Raw genomic sequence first — 18,612 nt, forward strand, 5'->3', positions numbered from 1 at the left:
CGGGCAGCGATCAGTCCGGTGGTCCGCCGAGCTCGACGCGCAGCGCGCGGAGCTCGCGGTGCAGGGCTTCGAGCCGGGCTGGACGGCCCTGGGCCGGGATCGCCCCGAGCGCACGCTCGACGTCGTGGAGCGCCTCGGCGCGGCGGCCCAGGGCGATCAGGACCGACGCCCGTCGCTGCAGGAGCAGCCCCAGCGACGTGCCGGTGTCGTCCGGGACGGCGCGCAGTCCGTCGTCGAGCACGGCGAGCGCCTCGTCGACCGCGCCGGACTCCAGGAGCGACGCAGCGAGCTCCGCACGTGCGAGTGCCTGGGCGTACCGGACGCGTTCGTCGACGGGGTCGAGTCCCTCGACGATGCCGTCGACGGTCGCGTGCAACGACGCGACCGACTCGACGTGCCGTCCCTGGGCGCGGAGCACCAGGCCGAGCATCCCACGGGCCTGGTGCAGGAACACCGGATCGTCCTCGGCTTCGAAGCCGGCGACCGCGGCGAGCGCGTGGGCCTCCGCCCCGTCGCCATCACCCGCTTCCAGGAGCGACCACGCGACGTGGTAGTGCCCCCAGGCCACGAGGTCGACCGCCCCGGACCGTTCCGCGGCCGTCAGCGCGTCCTCGGCGTGCCGCCCCGCAAGGTCGTGGTCGGCGCGTTCGACGTGCGCCGCCCAGGCGAGGTGTCCGGCGATCCGGGACCGCGCCCCGTCGTCCCCGATGGCCTCGGCCGACCGCTCGGCCAGCAGGTCGAGCTCGTACCACCGCCCCCAGTCCGGCCAGAGGTTCGCGAACCACTGCAGCACCGAGGCCAACGTCAGGACGACGTCGTGCCGTCCGCCGGCGGCGGCCCGCTGGAACGCCGGCCACCAGTGGTCGACCTCGCCGATGATCCAGTCGCGCGCCGTGTCCTGGTCGTCGTCCGGTCTCGACACCGGAGCACGGCCGGGCACGACGAACGCGGAACCCGCTGCGAGCAGACGGTCCAGGAGCCACCCGGTCAGTCGGTCGCGCGCGGCGGACTCGGCGGCGGGGTCGTCGCGGAGCCGACCGAGCGCGAACAGGCGGATGATGTCGTGGACGCGGTACCGATCGGCTCCGCGCGGCTCGACGAGCCCGAGGTCCACGAGCTGGTCGAGGTGGTCCTCGGTGTCGACCTCGCCACCGTCCGTCGCCGCAGCGACCAGGTCGGGCCCGAACGTGACGCCGTCGAGCGCCGCGGTCGCCCGGAACACCGCCGCCACGGCCGGGTCGAGGTCGTCGTACGACACCGCGATCGTCGCTGCGACCGAGACGTCGCCGGCGACGAGCAGCGCCAGTCGTCGGTCCGCCGAGCGGAGTCGTGAGACGAGGTCGGCGACGCTCGTCGCGGGCCGGCTGGCGACGCGGTTCGCGGCGACCCGGAGCGCCAGGGGGAACCCGTCGCACAGCGCGATGAGTTCCTCGACCGCGGCGGTGTCCCGCTGTCCCGCCGGGATCGCTCGTTCCAACAGCCGTCGGCCGTCTTCGTGTCCGAGGACGTCGAGCACGATCCGTTCCGAGTCCAGGCCGGCGAGACTCCGGCGGGACGTCGCCACCACCGTCGCGCGACCCTCGACCAGCACCGGGCGGACCTGGCTCTCGTCGGAGACGTTGTCGAGGTGCACCAGGACCCGTTCGCCGGTGCAGAGTTCGGACCACCGAGCACGAGCTGCGGCGAGCGTACCGGGCGGGTCACCCGGGTCGCACTGGCGGAGCACCCGCTGCAGGACCTCGAGTGCGGTGGACGAGGGACGGCCGTGCCCCGCGAGGTCGACGAACACCCGTCGTGCGTCCACCCGACCGAACGCCTCGGTGACCAGCGCCGTCTTGCCGATCCCGGGAGGTCCGGAGACGACGAACAGGGGGCGGTGAGCAGAGGGGTCGAGGCCGGCCACGAGCCGTGCCAGCTCGGGGGCACGGCCGGTGAAGTCCGTCAGGCGCGGCGGGCGGAAGTCGGTCCTCCCGACGTCCGCGGCCGCGCCGAGCAGCGGCGCACGCAACCACCGTCGGCCGCCCTCGTCGAGCCGCAGTCCGTGCACGAGCGCCTCCACGGTCCGGGGCTGCGGATGCAGGCTCTTGCCACGCTCGATGTCGCTGATCCCCCGGACGCTGACCCCCGACCGCTCGGCCAGCGCCTCGAGCGTCATCCCGGCGGCGAGCCGGAGCGTCCGGAGCCGCGCTGCGAGGTCCGTATCGCCCACGACGCTCCTCCCGGTCGGTCTCAGCGTAACCGCCCGGCAGCGCTCAGCCGAGTCCCGTCGGCCCGCCCGACGGCGTGCCGGGCAGGAGGTCTGGGTAGTCCTCGCGAGCGGTGTCCCGGCCGCTGGCGAACTGCGTCGCCGCCGATGCCTCGAGCGTTGACCGGTTCCCGTGGTCCGGCCACCGGTGCACCATCCTCCGGGTCAGCTCGGCGGCGTCGCTGCTCGACGTGAGCGCGACGTCGAACCCTCGCAGGTAGGACCGGAGGGCCGCCACCTGCTGCACGGCCGCGTCCGACGTCGCGTCCGGGTCGCGGTGCCCGGCGATCACCCACGCGGGGCGCAGCGCCTCGACGAGGTCGAGCGCACGCGACCAGGCCACGCGGTCGGTCCGGTCGGTCCCGAGCAACCAGGGGTGCACGCCGTTGTACACGAGGTCGCCGCCGATCACGGCGTCGAGGTGCCGGACGGAGACCACGCTGGTCGGTCGCCCCGCGACGCACCCCACGTCGAACAGCTGCACCTGGTGCCCCTCGAGGTCGAACGTGCCGGCCGGTGACGGCACGGGCGCGCTGAGTGCGACCGGCAACCGTCCGGGGAAGAGTTCGTCCCACCGCGACCGGAACGCGGCACCCGTCTGCTCCCGTGCATGCTCCGCGACGTCCGGGACGGCCGTCGCGGTCGCCTCCGGGAACGCGCGCAGCACGTGGCCGAGCCCGAAGAAGTGGTCCGCCTGGCCGTGGGTCACGATCACGGACCGGAGGCGTTTTCCGCTCACCCGGATCCACTCGACGAGCCGCTCCGCCTCGTCGGCGGTCATCAGCGCGTCCACCAGGACGGCGTCGCGCTCCCCGGCGATCAGGGTGGCCGTCGTCGGCGACCAGGTCGCGGTCCCGGTGCCGTCGAGCCCGGCACGTGCGATCGGACGGTAGTCGCCGAGCCACACGTCCATGGTCAAGGGCGGCAGGACCGTCCCACCGGCGCGGCCGAGCCGGGCTCCCAGCCAGCGACGCAGCAGCGCACGTTCCGCGAGGGTCTGCTCGGCGAGTGCCTCGGTGCTCCAGGTGACGAGGCTGCCCGCACCGTCCTGCGAGACCCGGACCACGGCGTCGAGGTCGTCGAGCGCGGATCCACCGGGGACCCGCGCTCGGTAGGCAACGACGCCTTCGTCGGTGCTCGTCCGCTCCTCGACGACACCGAGGTCCGTCGAGGACCGGCGGACCCAGCGGCTCGCACCGGGCCGGAGGGCCTCGACCGACCCTCCGGGGCCGACGTGTGCTTCCGCGAAGTCGACGAACCGCGACCACACTGCGGTCGGCGCGGCCGCGAACCGGGCGGCGACGGTGACGTGTGCCCGTCGCACTGGTGAACTGTGCACGACACTCCCTCCGCACTGCGCCGACGGTACGGACCGACGACGGCACGAGGGTGTCCCCGTCGGGGACACTCGGCGCGGTCGGGGACGTCGGCTGCGCTTGGATGGAGGTCCGCCCGGGAAACACCGCCGGGACGGAGGGAACGGAGGACCGCTCGTGGTCGCAGCATGGTCGCCACTGGGCGAGTACCTCCGAGCGCGCCGCGCCGCCACGCGGCCGGAGGACGTGTCCGTGCAGTCCTACACCCGGCGCCGGGTGCCCGGGCTCCGGCGCGACGAGGTCGCTCGTCTGACCGGCATCAGCCAGGAGTACTACCTGCGGCTCGAACAGGGACGTGATCGGACGCCTTCCGACCAGGTCCTGCAGGCGCTCGCTCGCGCGCTGCGCCTCGACGACGCCGCCGTGCAGCACATGCTGCGCCTCGCCTCCGCACAGCCGAAGGACCTGGCGTCAGACGAGGCTGCGGTGTCGAACGACGTGCTGTCCACGATCCTGGACTCCTGGCCGAACACCCCGGCCTACATCCTCAACTCGCGCCACGAAGTCGTGCTCTCCAACGCGCTCGCTCGACGCGTCGTCCCGCTCGGTCTCGAGGTCGGGCGCAGCATCCCCGAGGTGGTGTTCACGTTCCCGGAGGTCCGTGCGCTGCCGACCTGGCCCGCGCTGGCGGACCGGACCGCGCGCCGCATGCGGTTCTACGGACACCCCTACGACGAACGACTCCACGCGACCGCCGCCCGGCTCTCGGCCGTCGACCCGACCTTCCGGACGCTGTGGGAGCGCCACGAGGTCGATCCCTACTACGACGGCGACGTGCGACCGTTCATCGAGGGGTACGGTCAGGTCCCGCTCCGTCACCAGACCTTCGTGGTCCCGAACACACCGGGCTACCTGCTCTGCGCGTACCACGCCGTCGCGGGTTCGGCGAGCGCACGGGCCCTCGCCGAACTCGCCGAACGCATCGGGGCCGAGCCCGTGACCACGTGACCGGTCACGGCCCGACCCGCGACGCCGAGCGCTCACCGCACCGCGCGGAGCGCTTCCCCGCTCGGTGACCCGGTCACGTCGAAGTTCTGGTCGAAGAGGTCCTCGGGGTCCCACCGTGCCTTGAGGTCGCGCAGGCGCGCGAGGGTCGCGGGCGGAAATGCCTCCGCCACCGCGCTCAGTGCGTGGTCGCTCTCGAAGCTCAGGTACATGCCGTCCATCCGTCGGTGCACGGGCTCCCAGGCGTCGTGGAACGCCGCTCCCCCGCGGACCGACACGGCCGTCACCGAGAAGTTCTGGTGCCGGTGCGCGTAGGCGGTCGCCGACGGGTCGACGTCGTTGATCGCGCCGCCGACCGAGCGGATCTGCACCATGTCGGTCCCCGGGCTGCGCAGCAGGGTGGCGATGCGGTCGGCGAGGTCGTCGTCGAGGTGCACGGCGAGCCCCGTGTGCGTCGACGCCCGCTGCTGGCCGGTGTGCGGCGCACCGCTGGTCAGCGGTACCGACGCGTACGGGGTCACGACGGCACGCTGCCCGGCCAGCCCGGGGAGGCGCAGGAACCGCTCGATCTCCGGGGTGGCGGCGTCGACGTCGTCACCGGCGTACACGATCGTCGCCTGTGCGAACGGGGTCGGCCCGGCGCCCAGGTACAGGAAGGCCGACACCGCTCGCGCGGCCGTCTCCACCGTCCGGCCCCAGGCGCTCAGGAAGGCCGCCAGGTCGACCGGCTGGTACACCGCGGTCGTCTGCACGACGTCCGCGACGTCCGATGCCTCGAAGTCGAACGCGGTCACGATCCCGAAGTTCGCGCCGGCACCGCGGATCGCCCAGAACAGGTCCGGGGACTCGTGATCCGACACCCGGTGGACGGTGCCGTCCGCGGTGACCAACTCTGCGGAACGCAGCCGGTCGATGGTCAGCCCGTGCGCACGTCCCATCAGGCCGATGCCTCCCGTGGTCGCGAGACCGCCGACGCCGACGTCGCCGGAGTCGCCGGAGCTGATCGCGAGCCCGTGCGGCGCGAGGGACCGGGCCACCGCGCCCCATCGCGCTCCCGGGCCGAGGCGGACCGCTCGGCCGCCACGGTGCTCGACCGAGGCGATCCCCCTGAGGTCGATGACGTCACCGCCGGTGTTCGTGGCGATGCTGCTGATGCCGTGTCCCCCGCTCCGCACCGCGAACGGACGGCCGGTGTCGCGGACGGTCGAGAGCGCCTCGACGACCTCGGCGGTGGTCCGGGGCAGGAGCACCGAACCGGGTCGACCGGTGCTCGAGTAGACGTGCTGCAGTGCTGCGTACCCGCGGTCGGCGGGCCGGACGATCTCCATGGGGTCCTCGGTTCAGCGGATCGAGGGTCCGGGTCGCGGACCCTCGGCGCGGTCGGTGAAGTACTGCAACGGTTCGGTGGACAGCGGGCTCGTCCCCGCGACCAGGCCGACGACGTGGTCGCCGATCTGGGTGGCGTCGATCCAGCGGGCGTCATCGATGCCGGCCAGCTGCCGCGCCCGCGTCCGGACGACCCCGAGCACCAGCTGGACGACACGTGGGCCGCGCCCACCGAGTTCGGCCGCGAGCGTGACGGTGAGCGACTTGGTCGCGGCGGCGCTCAGTGCCACCGCGGCGCTGCCCGGGAACGGGATGTCCGCGCTCATGCCGTTGAGCTGCACGAGGACTCCCGTGCGCGCCGTGACCGGCAGGAAGGCGCGGAAGAGCCGGAAGACGCTCGTGAGGTTGCCGTCGAGCAGCTGCTGCCACTCGTCGTCGTCCAGGGCGAGCGCCGGCTTGCGTCCCTGCTCGCCCCACGACGCGACCGAGACGACGACGCCGTCGAAGGCGCCGAACTCGTCGGCCATCGCGGTGACGTCCGCGTCGAGCGTCGCGGCCATGGCGTCGAGGACCCGCGTGTGCAGCGTCCCCGCCAGTCCGAGCGCTCCGAGCCGCTCAGCCAGTTCGCCGAGCCGGCGCTCGTCGCGCCCCGTCGCGACGACGGTCGCTCCGGCGGCGAGCGCGGCGCGCACGACGCCCTCGCCGACGCCGCCGCTGCCCCCGATGACGACGACGGTCGATCGACTCAGGTCGGCGGGGTCCGTCGTCCAGGTGTCGGTGGTGGTGTTCATTCCTCGTGCTCCTGTTCCTCCGGGCGTCCGTCGCCCGGGCCGTCGCCGTCGAGACGGCGCATGTGGTCGGCCAGCGTCTGCAGCGCATCGTCGAGCGCGGCGAGCTGGTCGTCGTCGAGGGCGTCGCCGAACCACGTGGCCGCTGCCCGCAGGTGGGCGCCCACCGCCGCTCGGTGCGTCGTGCGTCCGGTGGCCGTGATCGCGCTGGTCGAGCCGCGTGCGTCGCCGTCGGGGCCACTCCGGCGTTCGACGAGCCCCCGGCGTTCGAGGCGACGCAGCTGGTGGGCGAGGCGGCTGGAGTCCCACCCGATCGCCGCTGCGCACGCCGTCGGCCGCGCCTCGCCGCCCGCGTCGACGAGGTGGGCCAACACCGTGAACTCCGCGTCGGACAGGTCGGCGTCGGCCCGGAGGCCGGCGCCGACCCGTCGACGCAGCCGTTCCGTCACCACCTGCAGTCGCTGCCAGGTGGCGAGTTCTCCGTCGCTCATTCTCCGTTGCACACCGGACACAACTACCTGACGCGTCAGGTATTCCCTGAACCGTGTCCGGTGTGCGGACGGGAGGCCCGTGGCGGGCTCGGCCACGGGCCTCCCGCCCTCCTGCAGCGCGTTCACGGGCCCGCCCCCGCGGGCGGCGCGGCGAGCACCTCAGGGGACCTGCAGGACGACCTTGCCGGGGCCGTGGGCCTCGGACTGCGCCCGAGCCGCGTCGGCCAGGTCGTGGACCGCCGCGACGACGGGGCGGACCGCGCCGTGGTGGACGAGCTCCACCAGGTGCGCCAGGCCGGCGCCGTCCGACTCGACGAACAGTCCGGTCGCGGTGACGCCGAGTTCTGCCGCGAGCGGCCGGACCGGGCCGAGGCTCTGCGGCAAGGACGACACGAGCACACCACCGGGCACGAGGGCACGCAGCGACGCCAGTGGCGCGTCCCCGCCGACGAGTTCGAACACGACGTCGACCGGATCGGCGCCGTCGACCAGCGTGGTCCGATCGCGGTCGACGAACTCCCGCACGCCGAGATCACGGAGGAGGTCGACGCTGCGTGCCGAAGTGACGGCGACGGCGTGCGCCCCGAGTTCCGCGACGACCTGCACGGCCAGGTGCCCGACGCCACCGGACGCCGCCGTCACCGCGACCCGGGCACCGGGCTGCACGTCTGCGGTGTCGACCAGTGCCTGCAGTGCGGTGAGTCCCGCCAACGGGAGCGCCGCGGCCTGCACGTGGTCGATCGTGTCCGGCTTCGGCACGAACGCCCGAGCCGGGCCGACCGCGTACTCCGCGTACGCACCTGCCCGCCGGGGGAACGGCAGCAGCCCGAGCACCGGATCGCCGACCCGGTGGACCGTGACCCCGGGCCCGAGCGCGGCGACCTCGCCGGAGACGTCCCAGCCCGGTGTGAACGGCGGCGGACCGCTGAACACCCCGGTCCGCTGGTCGCCGACGTCCGCCGGGTTGATCCCGGCCGCGCGGACCCTGACCAGGACCTCGCCGATGTCGGGTACCGGAACCGGGACCGTCACCCGCTCCAGCCGCTCCGGCCCGCCGAGCACCCGGACCTGCATCGCCGTCATCGTCCGCGGGACGATGCCCGCCTCAGACACCGGTGGCCCGTCGCCGGGCCGCCGCGCCGATGAAGGAACCGAGGTCGCGCTCCAGCGCGAGCAACTGGTCGTCGTCCGATGGTGCAGCACCCGCGGCGGCGCGGGCCCGGTACGAGGGGCTCGCCGCCAGCTCCTCGAACGTGCGGTACGCGGCCTGGAGCTCCGACCGAGGTGGCAGCACCGTCCGGTTGACCATCGCCTTCGCCGTGGCGAGCGCGTCGCCGTCGAAGGACGCCAGTCGCGCGACGATCCCGGCGACGTGCCCGTCCAAGTCCTCGTCGTCGAGCGTGCGGGTCACCCAGCCCCACCGTTCGGCGGTGTCCGCGTCGTAGTCGTCGCTCGTCAGGACGACCTCGAGCGCACGGTCCCGTCCGATCTGGCGCGGGAGCCGTTCGGTACCACCACCTCCGGGCACCACCGCCGTGCCGACCTCCGGCTGGCCGAACCGAGCACGTTCACGGCTCGCGTACCGCAGGTCGAGCGCGAGGGCGAGCTCGTCGCCGCCACCGCGGGTGCGGCCGCGGATCAGCCCGACGGTGACGTAGCGCGCCTCCGAGAGCCCGACGACCAGGTCGACCCAGGCGTCGCCGCCCGGGAAGTCGTCGAGTGCGGCGAGGTCGAAGTGGTTCAGGAAGAAGTCCTCGGTGCTGCTCTCGACGACGACCACCTTGATCGAGCGATCGTCGGCCAGTCGCGCGACGACGTCGGCGAGACCACGGACGGTCGTTCCCGTCATCAAGCCCACGGGTGGGTCGGAGACCACGATCCGCCCGACCTCGGGCGACTCGCGGGTGAACTGTACGGGGGACATCGGGGACTCCGTTCGCTTGGGTGTCAGCGACGGTACGGACGGCGACGGCACCGAACGTGTCCCGAACAGGAACAGGCTCGACGACCGCGTGCCCGCGAGCATGCTCCGGAGACGAACGGAGCAGACATGTCGAACGCGATCGTGATCACGGAGTTCGGTGGTCCGGAGGTCCTGCGGTGGCGCGCCGTGGAGTCGCCGGAGCCGCGACGGGGCGAGGTGCTCGTCCGTGTGCGGGCAGCGGCGGTGGGTCCCACCGACCTCCACATCCGCGCCGGCGACCTCACTGCCGTGTTCCCGCAGCGCCCCGGCGACGTGCTGGGCTTCGAGGCGGCCGGGGTCGTCGAGGCCGTCGGTGTCGGCGCCGACGCGCGGGCGGGCGACGAGGTCGCTGCGCTCCTGCCGGCCCAGGGCGGGTACGGCGAGCTCGTCACCACCCCGGTCTGGTACCCGAAACCCGCCTCCGTCAGCTGGGACGCCGCAGCAGCCCTCCCTGCTTCGGCCGACGCCGCCGTGGGTACCCTGCACCAGGTCCGTGCGGTGCGTGGCGAGACGCTCGTGGTGCTCGGTGCGGTCGGTGCAGTCGGCGCAGTGGTCACACAGCTCGCCCGAGCACAGGGCATCCGGGTGATCGGTGCGGCGAGACAACGCGACGCCGACGTGGTCCGCGGGCTCGGTGCCGAGTTCATCGCGTTCGGCCCCGGACTCTTCGACCGGATCGACGGCCACGTCGACGCGGTGATCGATGCGGCTGGCCGCGGCGGGCTGGTGGACGCGGTCACGGCACTCGGGACCGCGGACCGGGTCAGCACACTCGTCGGCGGCCCCGAGGTCGTGGCCTCGGGAGCGCTGCTGTCCCACCCGAGCCCGGATCGGGCGCCGGACGCGTTGGCAGTCACCATGCCGTTGCTCGCAGCAGGAGCGCTGCGCCTCAAGCGGCGTCTGGTCCTGCCGGTCCGGGAAGCGGCCGAAGCGCACCGTCTGCTCGAAGCAGGCGAGACCCGCGACAAGATCGTGCTGTCCTTCGGGTGAGCAGTCCGAACCCGTCGGTCGGGCTCGCAGCCGTCAGGCTGGTGAGTCGCCGTCCCGTCGTCCTCCCAGGTCGTCGGACGGGAACCAGTACGTGATCCCGTCCGACGCCGGCACGAACCCCAGTCGGCGGTAGACCGACAGGCCGTCCGCGCTGGACTGCAGGTACGCCGTGTGCGCGCCGTCGCGCCGCCCCTCGTCGAGGACGTGCGCTGTGACGGCCGCGCCGATCCCCTGCCGTCGCGCCGCGGGGTGGACCCCGATCGCGAAGACGCCCAGGAAGCCGAGGTCGTCGCGGATCGACATGCCCGTGGCCACGGGGACACCGCGCCGGTACGCCACGACGGCCTTCACACCGACGGAGGCCAGCACGGCGTCGTCGACGAAGGGAGCACCCAGGCTCCGCCCAGCCCCGAACGCTTCGCCGAGCACCTCCTCGAAGTCGGTCGCCACGGCACGCGACGTCACCGCGCGGACGTCGAGTTCGGCGTCCCGCCGTGCTGCTGCCTCTGCCGTGAGTGCCCGCACGTACGTCGTCGTCGTCTCGGTGACGGCGTCGAACTGCGCGGCTGCGCTGCGGATGGCGCCCGTCGTCGCGCTCTCGACGCTCATGATCGACCACTTCTCGCGGTGATCGAGCGAGTCCGCGGCACGGAGGACGTCGGCGATCGATGCACCGGGACTCGGGTGCAGCCCGTTCATCGTCCGGAGGTCCGCGCCGGTGACGATGGTCTCCACGACTCCGGTTGTGTGCCTGCCCGCGGGGAGCACCTCGGCCATCCCGGCCACGGCTCGCAGCAACGCCGCCGACGCGCCTGCGCCGATGGGGTCGTCCGTGTCCTCGGTCATCGTTCGACGTCGTCTGCGTCGACCGCCCCCGGGAACTGCGCCACGGCGGAGGCGGTCAGCGTGTAGGGATTGCCGAGGTCGGGGTGGCGTTGCAGCATCGCCCGGATGAGCGCGTCGCCGGAAGTCGACTCCGCAGCTGCGGCGCTGAAGTCCGCGAGGTACCGGCGAGTGGCGGCGATGAGCGGACCCGCAGCGTCGGACGGAGCGTGCGGGTCCCGGTGCCCCGCCACCACCCAGGACGCCTCGAGCTCGTCGACCATGTCGATCGCGGCTTCCCACTCCTCCCGCTGCGTGGGTCCGGTCTGTGCCAGCCACGGGTGGATGTTGTTGTAGACGACGTCGCCCCCGGCGACCGTGTCCAGGTCACGGACGTACACCACGCTGGACGGATCGGTGTCGCTCTGTCCGACCGAGATCGGGACCAGCTGGTGCCCCTCGAGGTCGATGGAGGGGGAGGGCAACGGTCTCGGGCCGGCGACGGTCTCCGGCAGCTGGCCAGGGAAGAGTGCACCCCAGTACGCCAGGTACGCGTCGGTCAGTTGCTCGTCGGCGAACGGCACGACCTCGGGGAGCGCCACTGCCGTCGCGCCCGGGAAGGCGGCGAGCACCGCTGCCAAGCCGAGGAAGTGGTCGGCGTGACCGTGCGTCACGTACACGGTGGTCAGGTTCTTGCCGGTCGCCGCGATCCAGGCGACGAGTTCGTCCACCTCGGTCGCGGTGATGAGCGCGTCGATGAGGACCGCGTCGGTCACGCCGGCGATGAGCGTCGCCGTGCTGGCGGGCCAGGTGGCCGGATCGGCGGAGCTCCACTCGGCCACCGGAGCGCTGATGGGCTTGTAGTCACTCACGAAGACGTGCAACGACAGCGGCGAGAGGATGGTTCCGCCGGCGTTGCTGAGGCAGGCCTCGTACCAGGCCGTCATCTGCGCACGAGCCGTCTCGTCCTCGGCCCCGTCGGCTGCGAACTCCGCCGACCACGTGACGAGGCTGCCGTCACCCTCGTCGTGGACGCGGAGCGTCGCCAGGTAGTGCGCGACCGGCAGGGCCCCCGGATCGGAGAACCTGAACGTCATCGACCGTGCGGTGGACGCGACGAGCTGTTCGGAGACGGGTGGCCCGCCGCCCTGGAGGTGCACCTTCCGCACACTGCCGTGCTCGAGGTGCTCCACCTGCTCGACGCCGGGCATCCAGCGCACATCGCCGAAGTCACCGATGCGCGCCCAGACGTCGGCAGCGGTCTCGTCGAACGTCGCGGCGCTGGCGACGTGCAGCCGTGGGACGTCCATCAGGCGTGGTTCCGGTCGTGGATGAACATGGTCGTCTCGTCTCGTGGGGTTCGTGGACGCGCCCGTGCGGGAACGCGTCGCAACCGTAAACGCGGTCGACCTGGCCCAGCGTGCCCCTGCCACCACCACCCGCCCGGTCAGAACCGTCCTGCGCGACTACCTTGAGAGCGACGCAGCGTTCCTGCGGGGCGCTGGTCCCGATCGCTGGATGACGATTGGGATGCTGACCTGAACTGGATCATCGCGAACTTCGGTCTCGTCTGGAGCCTCACCGTCACGCACGCGGGTCTCGCGGCAGTGCCCATCGTCCTCGGGTTCGTCGTGGCGGTGCCGTTGGGCTGGGTGGCGAACCGCTGGCAGGCCGTCCGATCGGTCATCGTCGGCGGCGGCAGCCTGCTCTACACGATCCCGTCGTTGCCGCTCTTCGTGATCCTGCCCTACCTGCTCGGCACCCGCATCACGGATCCCGTGAACATCGTCGTCGGGCTGTCGGTGTACGCGGTCGCCATCATGGTGCGGTTGGCAGCTGATGCGTTCGCCGCCGTCCCTGCGGACGTCGTCGACTCGGCCACCTCAGTGGGGTACTCCGCATGGGGGCGTTTCTGGACGGTCGAGCTCCCGTTGGCGGGTCCCGTCCTCCTCGCGGGGATGCGGGTGGTCTCGGCGAGCACCGTCGCCCTGGTCTCGGTCGGAGCCCTGGTCGGTTCCGCGAACATCGGCTTCCTGTTCACGGACGGGCGACAGCGTCAGTTCCTCGAGGAGATCCTGGTCGGCGTGGCAGCGAGTCTCTTCGTCGCGCTGGTCTTCGACACCGTCCTGGTGGCGCTCGGGCGCGTCCTGATGCCGTGGTCGCGACGGATACAGGTGCGGTCGCGTCGGTCGCGCCGTCGGGCCGCGTTGGCGACGATCGAACGGGGGGCCTGACCGTGCAGTTCTTCCTCCATGCGGTCGCCTGGCTCCTCGACCCGGCGAACTACCGCCCCGGCCTGCAGACCCCCCTCCCGATCCAGGACCGGATCGGCGAACACCTGCTGTACACGTTCATCTCGGTCGCCATCGCCGCCCTGATCGCCTTGCCGCTGGGCCTGTACATCGGTCACACCGGGCGCGGGCGCAGCTTCGTCATCGCGTTCAGCGGGTCCATGCGCGCGCTGCCGACGCTGGGCCTGCTCGGCACCCTCTTCGTCATCATCGGGATGACCGTGCCGTTCACGCAGACCGCCTTCATCGCGTCCATCATCGCGTTCGTCGTCCTGGCGATCCCCTCGATCCTCGCCGGGGCGTACTCCGGTGTGGAGTCCGTGGACCCGCAGACGGTGGACGCCGCGCGCTCGGTGGGGATGACCGAGTTGCAGATCCTGCTCAAGGTCGAGGTGCCGCTGTCGCTGCCGCTGATCATCGGCGGGATCCGCGCGTCGGTCCTCCAGGTCATCGCGACCGTCGTGATCGCGTCGTACATCTCGCTGGGCGGGCTCGGCGCGATCATCTCGACGGGCATCAGCCTGAACGACAACGACCTCATCCTCGGTGGTGCATTGCTCGTGACGGTCCTCGCCCTCGTGATCGACGGCCTGTTCGCACTCGCACAACACCTCACCCGCCGCGGCCCCGAGGGGCAGACCCGCCGCCGCCGCACACACGTCCGCGCGCTGCCACTCCGGCGCCGCGCGGTGACGGCACTCTCCGTCGACGAAAGGGACCACTGATGTTCACAGCAGGCACCAGGACACGCATCCTCGCGGGTGTGATCGCGGTCGGGGCGATCGTGGCACTCTCCGGTTGTTCCACCTCGGACCCCACGAAGCCAGCATCGGGCGGAGACGACGGATCGGGCAGTACGCCGATCGTGGTCGGCTCGTTCAACTTCCCGGAGAGCGAGATCCTGGGCAACATGTACGCCCTCGTCCTGAAGGACGCCGGGTTCGACGTCACGACCAAGTTCAACCTCGGCCCACGGCAGACCACGATCCCCGCGCTCAAGGACGGTTCGATCAACCTCATGCCGGAGTACAACGGCAACCTGCTGTTCTTCTACGACACCAAGGCGACCGCGAAGACGACAGCGGAGGTCGACGCCGCGCTGAAGACCGAGATCCCGAAGGACTTCCAGGTGCTCGAGCCGTCTCCGGCCGAGGACAAGGACGCCTACGTCGTGACCCAGGCCGAGGCCGAGAAGAACGGCCTCACATCGATCGGTGACCTCTCCAAGATCGAGCCGTTCTCGCTCGGCGCCAACCCGCAGTTCGGCACCCTTCCGTACGGCATCCCCGGGCTGAAGTCGACGTACGGCGTGGACAAGGTCACGTTCAAGTCGATCGAGGACTACGGCGGGCCCGACACGGTCAAGGCACTCGTCGACGACACCGTGCAGGTGGCCGACATCTACACGACGTCGCCCGACCTGGTGACGAAGAAGCTGCTCGTGCTGAAGGACCCCGAGAACCTGATCGCGTCGCAGAACATCCTGCCGTTCCTGAACAAGGACATCTACAGCGCGAAGCTCGCGTCGACGTTGAACAAGCTGTCCGAGAAGCTGACGACCGATGACCTCATCGCGCTGCGCAACCGTGTCGAGGGCAGCGAGAAGGCCCAGGCCCAGGCCGCCGCGAAGGACTGGCTGACCAAGGAGGGGCTGCTCGAGTAGCACCGGAGACGTCAGGCGTAGCGGGCGGGTGATGAGCACGATCACCCCGCCCGCCCACCCTGCAGCTCCGCCTCCAGGATTCGAACCCGGACCTAACGGCACCAAAGGCCGTCGTGCTGCCATTACACCAAGGCGGAACGCACCCGTGGGTGCTCGTCCATCCTCCCATGACCGACGAGGCTGGCCGTCCGCCCCGGGTTCGGCCAAGATGGAGGGATGCCGCACCAGGACGAGGTCGACCGGATCGTCGCGGCGTGGGGGCGTGAGCGTGCCGGCCTCGACTTCGGTCCGCTCGAGGTCCTGTCCCGCGTCGACCGGCTCGCGCGGCACCTGGACCGCGCGCGGCGAGCGGCGTTCGACGCGGGTGACATGGAGCCGTGGGAGTTCGACGTGCTGTCGGCCCTGCGACGGGCGGGTGAGCCGTACGAGCTGAGTCCGAAGACCCTGCTGCAGCAGACCCTGGTGTCGAGCGGCACGATGACGAACCGGGTGGACCGGCTGGCGGCGCGCGGACTCGTCGCACGCCGGACCGACCCGAAGGACGGCCGGGGCATCCTCGTGTCGTTGACAACGAAGGGCCGGGTCGCGGTCGACGCGGCCATCGCGGACCTGCTGACGGCGGAGCGGGACATCCTGTCCGGGGTGTCCGACGCCGAGCAGGACCAGCTGGCCGGGCTGCTCCGACGACTCATCCTGGGCCTCGGGGACTAGTCTCCGGCCCATGCACGCGATCACCCTGGCCGTCGCCGACGTCGCACGATCGGCGGAGTTCTACCGCGCCCTGCTCGGCATCGACGGCAGCGGCGTCATCGGCACCGAGTTCCCGTCGACGGAGACCCAGGCGGGCGGGACGACGGCGATGTTCACCCTCGACGACGGCCTGATCGTCAGCGTCTACGGGCGGCACGACATGGCGAAGGACTCGGGTGTCGCCCTCGCCGACGGCCCCGCGGCGACGATCGGGCACTTCGTCGACAGTCAGGCCGACGCCGAAGCGTTCCTCGACCGGGCCCGGATCGCCGGCGCCACGATGCTCGCGCCGCCGTACACACGCCCGTGGGGCATGTGGTCCGGCTTCTTCCAGGACCCGGACGGGCACCTGTGGGAGGTCGTCGCGAACCCCGGCGGCGGGGCCCCCGAGGACGCGCCGCCAGCGGAGTAGACCCGCTCAGACCCCGAGCAGCTCCGCGACCTCGAGCCAGCGTTCCTCGAGCTGCTCGATCTCGGCCTCGTGCGCCGCGAGCTTCGCCTGCAGCTCCCCGAGCCCGGCGTAGTCCGACTGGTCGTGGGTCGCGAACTGGTCGAGCAGCTTCTTCCGGTCCGCGCCGACCTTCGCGATCTTGCGGTCGAGCGCCGACATCTCCTTCTCGGCCGTCCGACGCTCCGCGCCCGACAAGCCCGAGGCGGCCGCAGCGGACGCGCCGGGACCGGCCGACGCACTCGACCCGGCCACGGCACCGGCCGAGCCGGTCCCGCCCGCCGTGTCGGGCCTCCCGGCAGACGCGGCGGCAGCCGCAGAAGCAGTCCCGCCACCGGTGCCGGCCGCACGGAGCCGCATGTACTCGTCGACGCCGCCGGGCAGGTGCCGCAGGTGCCCGCCGAGCACGGCGTACTGCTGGTCGGTGACGCGCTCGAGCAGGTACCGGTCGTGGGAGACGACCAGCAGGGTGCCCGGCCAGGTGTCGAGCAGGTCCTCCATGGCCGCGAGCATGTCGGTGTCGAGGTCGTTGGTGGGCTCGTCGAGGATCAGCACGTTCGGCTCGTCGAGCAGGATGAGCATGAGCTGCAGGCGGCGCTTCTGCCCACCGGACAGGTCCTTGACCGGCGTGGAGAGCTGCTCCGCCGTGAAGCCGAGGCGCTCGAGCAGCTGTGCCGGCGTCATCTCCTTGCCGTCCGCGACGTAGCTCGTCTTCTTGCGGGCGACGACCTCGCGCACCCGGTCGTTCGCGAACTGCGCCAGGTCGGCGAGCTGCTGGTCGAGGATCGCGACCTGCACGGTCTTGCCGGTCTTCACCCGGCCGCTCGTCGGCGCGAGCGTGCCCGAGACGAGGTTGAGCAGCGTCGACTTGCCGGCACCGTTCGGGCCGAGGATGCCGGTCCGCTCCCCCGGTGCGATGCGCCACTCGATGCGGTCCAGGATCCGGGTGCCGTCGAACGAGACGCTGACGTCGAGCAGGTCGACGACGTCCTTGCCGAGGCGGGCGGTCGCCGTCTTCGCCAACGCGACCGTGTCGCGGATCGGCGGGACGTCGTCGATCAGGGCGTTCGCCGCATCTATGCGGAACTTCGGCTTGCTCGTCCGGGCCGGTGCGCCGCGGCGCAGCCACGCGAGCTCCTTGCGGGCCAGGTTCTGGCGGCGCTGCTCGCTGGCGGCTGCCTGCCGGTCGCGCTCGACGCGCTGCAGGATGTACGCCGCGTAGCCGCCCTCGAAGGGGTCGACGACGCCGTCGTGGACCTCCCACGTGTCGGTCGACACCGCGTCGAGGAACCACCGGTCGTGCGTCACGACCACCATGCCGCCCTGGTTCGACGACCAGCGACGGTTGATGTGCTCGGCGAGCCACTGGATGCCCTCGACGTCCAGGTGGTTCGTGGGCTCGTCGAGGAACAGGACGTCCCAGTCACCGACGAGCAGCCGGGCAAGTGCGACGCGGCGGCGCTGCCCACCGGACAGCTCGTCGACGCTGACGTCCCACGGGATGTCCGACACCAGGCCGCCGATGACGTCGCGGATCTTCGGGTCGCCGGCCCACTCGTGCTCTTCCAGGTCACCGACGACGGTGCTGCCGACGGTCGCACCCTCGGGGAGGATGTCGCGCTGGTCCAGGTAGCCGACCGTCAGCCCGCGGCGGTGCGTGACGCGGCCGTCATCGGGTTCGAGGCGCTGGGACAGCAGCGCGAGCAGGGTCGACTTGCCGTCACCGTTGCGTCCGACCACGCCGATCCGGTCCCCCTCGTCGATGCCGAGGGTGACGTTGTCGAAGACGACCTTGGTGGGGAACTCGAGATGCAGGTTCTCGGCGCCGAGGAGATGTGCCACGCGTCAAGGGTAGGCGGCGTGGCGGGGTGGTCGGTGCGGGGTGGGTGGTTGGGGTGTTTGGCTGGGGCCGGGCGGGGCCGGGCGCACGGTGCGCGCTTGTTCGAGTGGTGCGAGGTTGCCCGCTCGGTGCGAGGTTGTAGCGGCGCACGGAGCGCGCAACCTCGCACCAGTCGACGGACCGCGCACGGTGCGCCGGCGCGTCAGCCGGGAGGCCCGGGTCAGCTCCCCGGGGCCGGCTCAGCTCCGCTGGGCGGTGCGTCAGTTCGCGGGTGCGGCGTCACCCTCGCCCGCGGCTTCCTTCGCGCGCTTCAGGCGGGCCTGCGCCTCCCAGTACTCGATCTCGCGCTCGAGTTCGGCGAGCTCCTGCTCCGTGCTGGTCACGCGCTTCGCGCCGTGGGCGCTGCGGGCGTCGCCGAGGGTGGCGTACCGGTCCTCGTGGCGGGCGGGCTCGATGTAGCGGCCGTGGTTCCGTTCGCCCGGTGCCCAGTCGTGGCCGATGGCGAACCAGACGATGCTGCCGACGACGGGGACGAGGATCACGAGGATCACCCACGCGATCTTCGGCAGGCCGCGGATCTGGTCGTCGTTCTTCGTCAGGATGTCGATCAGGGCGAAGACCAACAGGATGACGGTGATCCCGGGCAGCAGAACGCTCATGTTCGCGATTCTATG

General features: G+C 72.0%; 18 protein-coding genes, 1 tRNA gene and 1 pseudogene. 7 read left to right on the forward strand and 13 right to left on the reverse strand.

What is annotated here, in order from left to right:
• Window positions 1-10: 10 nt before the first annotated feature.
• Together ACVKXF_RS00185 and ACVKXF_RS00190 are read right to left on the reverse strand one after the other, a co-directional pair.
• Entirely contained in the window at window positions 11-2,209 is a 2,199-nt protein-coding gene (locus ACVKXF_RS00185; protein ID WP_340195597.1) for a helix-turn-helix domain-containing protein, read from the reverse strand.
• Between the two features lie 43 nt (window positions 2,210-2,252).
• On the reverse strand, window positions 2,253-3,569 hold the full coding sequence (locus ACVKXF_RS00190) for an MBL fold metallo-hydrolase (RefSeq protein ID WP_456794485.1): 1,317 nt from the start codon (window positions 3,567-3,569) through the stop codon (window positions 2,253-2,255).
• 169 nt (window positions 3,570-3,738) lie between these two features.
• Between ACVKXF_RS00190 and ACVKXF_RS00195 the strand changes: the two genes are divergently transcribed.
• On the forward strand, window positions 3,739-4,569 hold the full coding sequence (locus tag ACVKXF_RS00195) for a helix-turn-helix domain-containing protein (RefSeq protein WP_185021217.1): 831 nt from the start codon (window positions 3,739-3,741) through the stop codon (window positions 4,567-4,569).
• Between the two features lie 32 nt (window positions 4,570-4,601).
• Here the strand turns inward: ACVKXF_RS00195 and ACVKXF_RS00200 are convergent, their stop codons facing one another.
• From ACVKXF_RS00200 to ACVKXF_RS00220, 5 genes are all read right to left on the reverse strand, one after another.
• Complete coding sequence (locus ACVKXF_RS00200) at window positions 4,602-5,894, reverse strand: FAD-binding oxidoreductase (RefSeq protein ID WP_123310116.1); 1,293 nt, start codon at window positions 5,892-5,894, stop codon at window positions 4,602-4,604.
• 12 nt (window positions 5,895-5,906) lie between these two features.
• Window positions 5,907-6,683 carry an SDR family NAD(P)-dependent oxidoreductase gene (locus tag ACVKXF_RS00205; protein ID WP_456794486.1) on the reverse strand — a complete coding sequence of 259 codons (777 nt, stop codon included), beginning with the start codon at window positions 6,681-6,683 and terminating at the stop codon, window positions 5,907-5,909.
• Window positions 6,680-7,171 carry a MarR family winged helix-turn-helix transcriptional regulator gene (locus ACVKXF_RS00210; RefSeq protein WP_123310120.1) on the reverse strand — a complete coding sequence of 164 codons (492 nt, stop codon included), beginning with the start codon at window positions 7,169-7,171 and terminating at the stop codon, window positions 6,680-6,682. The genes ACVKXF_RS00205 and ACVKXF_RS00210 overlap by 4 nt, the downstream gene beginning before the upstream one ends.
• 159 nt (window positions 7,172-7,330) lie before the next feature.
• Window positions 7,331-8,284: an NADP-dependent oxidoreductase gene (locus ACVKXF_RS00215; RefSeq protein WP_221180511.1), complete on the reverse strand. Its 954-nt coding sequence runs from the start codon at window positions 8,282-8,284 to the stop codon at window positions 7,331-7,333.
• Window positions 8,277-9,095, reverse strand: coding sequence for an enoyl-CoA hydratase/isomerase family protein (locus ACVKXF_RS00220; protein WP_456794487.1), 819 nt, complete (start codon window positions 9,093-9,095; stop codon window positions 8,277-8,279). Before ACVKXF_RS00220 ends, ACVKXF_RS00215 begins: the two co-directional genes overlap by 8 nt.
• 126 nt (window positions 9,096-9,221) lie before the next feature.
• Between ACVKXF_RS00220 and ACVKXF_RS00225 the strand changes: the two genes are divergently transcribed.
• Window positions 9,222-10,124 (forward strand): alcohol dehydrogenase catalytic domain-containing protein, encoded by a 903-nt coding sequence (locus ACVKXF_RS00225; RefSeq protein ID WP_340195593.1) that lies wholly within the window; start codon window positions 9,222-9,224, stop codon window positions 10,122-10,124.
• 33 nt (window positions 10,125-10,157) lie between these two features.
• On the opposite strand, the gene ACVKXF_RS00230 is transcribed toward ACVKXF_RS00225, so the two are convergent.
• Both ACVKXF_RS00230 and ACVKXF_RS00235 read right to left on the reverse strand, forming a co-directional pair.
• Window positions 10,158-10,970: a GNAT family N-acetyltransferase gene (locus ACVKXF_RS00230; RefSeq protein WP_123310126.1), complete on the reverse strand. Its 813-nt coding sequence runs from the start codon at window positions 10,968-10,970 to the stop codon at window positions 10,158-10,160.
• Window positions 10,967-12,256, reverse strand: a complete 1,290-nt coding sequence (locus tag ACVKXF_RS00235) for an SRPBCC family protein (RefSeq protein ID WP_123310128.1) — start codon at window positions 12,254-12,256, stop codon at window positions 10,967-10,969. Before ACVKXF_RS00235 ends, ACVKXF_RS00230 begins: the two co-directional genes overlap by 4 nt.
• Window positions 12,257-12,553: 297 nt before the next feature.
• Here ACVKXF_RS00235 and ACVKXF_RS00240 point away from each other — a divergent pair, with 297 nt between their 5' ends.
• The 3 genes from ACVKXF_RS00240 to ACVKXF_RS00250 are packed head-to-tail and all read left to right on the forward strand — an operon-like array spanning window position 12,554 to window position 14,900.
• A complete protein-coding gene (locus ACVKXF_RS00240; RefSeq protein ID WP_307860918.1) occupies window positions 12,554-13,180 on the forward strand; it encodes an ABC transporter permease in 627 nt (208 codons plus the stop codon).
• Window positions 13,181-13,182: 2 nt separating this feature from the next.
• A complete protein-coding gene (locus ACVKXF_RS00245; protein ID WP_123310133.1) occupies window positions 13,183-13,962 on the forward strand; it encodes an ABC transporter permease in 780 nt (259 codons plus the stop codon).
• Complete coding sequence (locus ACVKXF_RS00250; protein WP_123310135.1) at window positions 13,962-14,900, forward strand: ABC transporter substrate-binding protein; 939 nt, start codon at window positions 13,962-13,964, stop codon at window positions 14,898-14,900. Before ACVKXF_RS00245 ends, ACVKXF_RS00250 begins: the two co-directional genes overlap by 1 nt.
• Before the next feature lie 65 nt (window positions 14,901-14,965).
• Here the strand turns inward: ACVKXF_RS00250 and ACVKXF_RS00255 are convergent.
• Window positions 14,966-15,037, reverse strand: a tRNA-Gln gene (locus ACVKXF_RS00255).
• Window positions 15,038-15,116: 79 nt separating this feature from the next.
• Between ACVKXF_RS00255 and ACVKXF_RS00260 the strand changes: the two genes are divergently transcribed.
• Window positions 15,117-15,611, forward strand: a complete 495-nt coding sequence (locus tag ACVKXF_RS00260) for a MarR family winged helix-turn-helix transcriptional regulator (protein ID WP_456794488.1) — start codon at window positions 15,117-15,119, stop codon at window positions 15,609-15,611.
• Between the two features lie 10 nt (window positions 15,612-15,621).
• Window positions 15,622-16,062, forward strand: a complete 441-nt coding sequence (locus ACVKXF_RS00265) for a VOC family protein (RefSeq protein ID WP_456794489.1) — start codon at window positions 15,622-15,624, stop codon at window positions 16,060-16,062.
• A 6-nt stretch (window positions 16,063-16,068) separates the two neighbouring features.
• On the opposite strand, the gene ACVKXF_RS00270 is transcribed toward ACVKXF_RS00265, so the two are convergent.
• The 3 genes and pseudogenes from ACVKXF_RS00270 to ACVKXF_RS00280 form a co-directional block, all read right to left on the reverse strand.
• The gene (locus tag ACVKXF_RS00270; protein ID WP_456794890.1) at window positions 16,069-17,415 is read right to left on the reverse strand and encodes an ABC-F family ATP-binding cassette domain-containing protein; all 1,347 of its coding nucleotides are present in this window, start codon (window positions 17,413-17,415) and stop codon (window positions 16,069-16,071) included.
• 56 nt (window positions 17,416-17,471) lie between these two features.
• Window positions 17,472-17,940: pseudogene (locus tag ACVKXF_RS00275) on the reverse strand (ATP-binding cassette domain-containing protein); the annotation flags it as partial.
• Between the two features lie 258 nt (window positions 17,941-18,198).
• On the reverse strand, window positions 18,199-18,597 hold the full coding sequence (locus ACVKXF_RS00280; RefSeq protein WP_456794490.1) for a PLDc N-terminal domain-containing protein: 399 nt from the start codon (window positions 18,595-18,597) through the stop codon (window positions 18,199-18,201).
• Window positions 18,598-18,612: the final 15 nt, after the last annotated feature.

The sequence above is a fragment of the Curtobacterium sp. PvP017 genome (assembly GCF_054060195.1).

Coding starts and splice junctions, on each gene's coding strand:
- ACVKXF_RS00200 (WP_123310116.1), bottom strand. CDS start 5,894: ATGGAGATCGTCCGGCCCGCCGACCGCGGGTACGCAGCACTGCAGCAC.
- ACVKXF_RS00205 (WP_456794486.1), bottom strand. CDS start 6,683: ATGAACACCACCACCGACACCTGGACGACGGACCCCGCCGACCTGAGT.
- ACVKXF_RS00210 (WP_123310120.1), bottom strand. CDS start 7,171: ATGAGCGACGGAGAACTCGCCACCTGGCAGCGACTGCAGGTGGTGACG.
- ACVKXF_RS00220 (WP_456794487.1), bottom strand. CDS start 9,095: ATGTCCCCCGTACAGTTCACCCGCGAGTCGCCCGAGGTCGGGCGGATC.
- ACVKXF_RS00225 (WP_340195593.1), top strand. CDS start 9,222: ATGTCGAACGCGATCGTGATCACGGAGTTCGGTGGTCCGGAGGTCCTG.
- ACVKXF_RS00230 (WP_123310126.1), bottom strand. CDS start 10,970: ATGACCGAGGACACGGACGACCCCATCGGCGCAGGCGCGTCGGCGGCG.
- ACVKXF_RS00235 (WP_123310128.1), bottom strand. CDS start 12,256: ATGGACGTCCCACGGCTGCACGTCGCCAGCGCCGCGACGTTCGACGAG.
- ACVKXF_RS00250 (WP_123310135.1), top strand. CDS start 13,962: ATGTTCACAGCAGGCACCAGGACACGCATCCTCGCGGGTGTGATCGCG.
- ACVKXF_RS00260 (WP_456794488.1), top strand. CDS start 15,117: ATGCCGCACCAGGACGAGGTCGACCGGATCGTCGCGGCGTGGGGGCGT.
- ACVKXF_RS00265 (WP_456794489.1), top strand. CDS start 15,622: ATGCACGCGATCACCCTGGCCGTCGCCGACGTCGCACGATCGGCGGAG.
- ACVKXF_RS00270 (WP_456794890.1), bottom strand. CDS start 17,415: ATGGTGGTCGTGACGCACGACCGGTGGTTCCTCGACGCGGTGTCGACC.
- ACVKXF_RS00280 (WP_456794490.1), bottom strand. CDS start 18,597: ATGAGCGTTCTGCTGCCCGGGATCACCGTCATCCTGTTGGTCTTCGCC.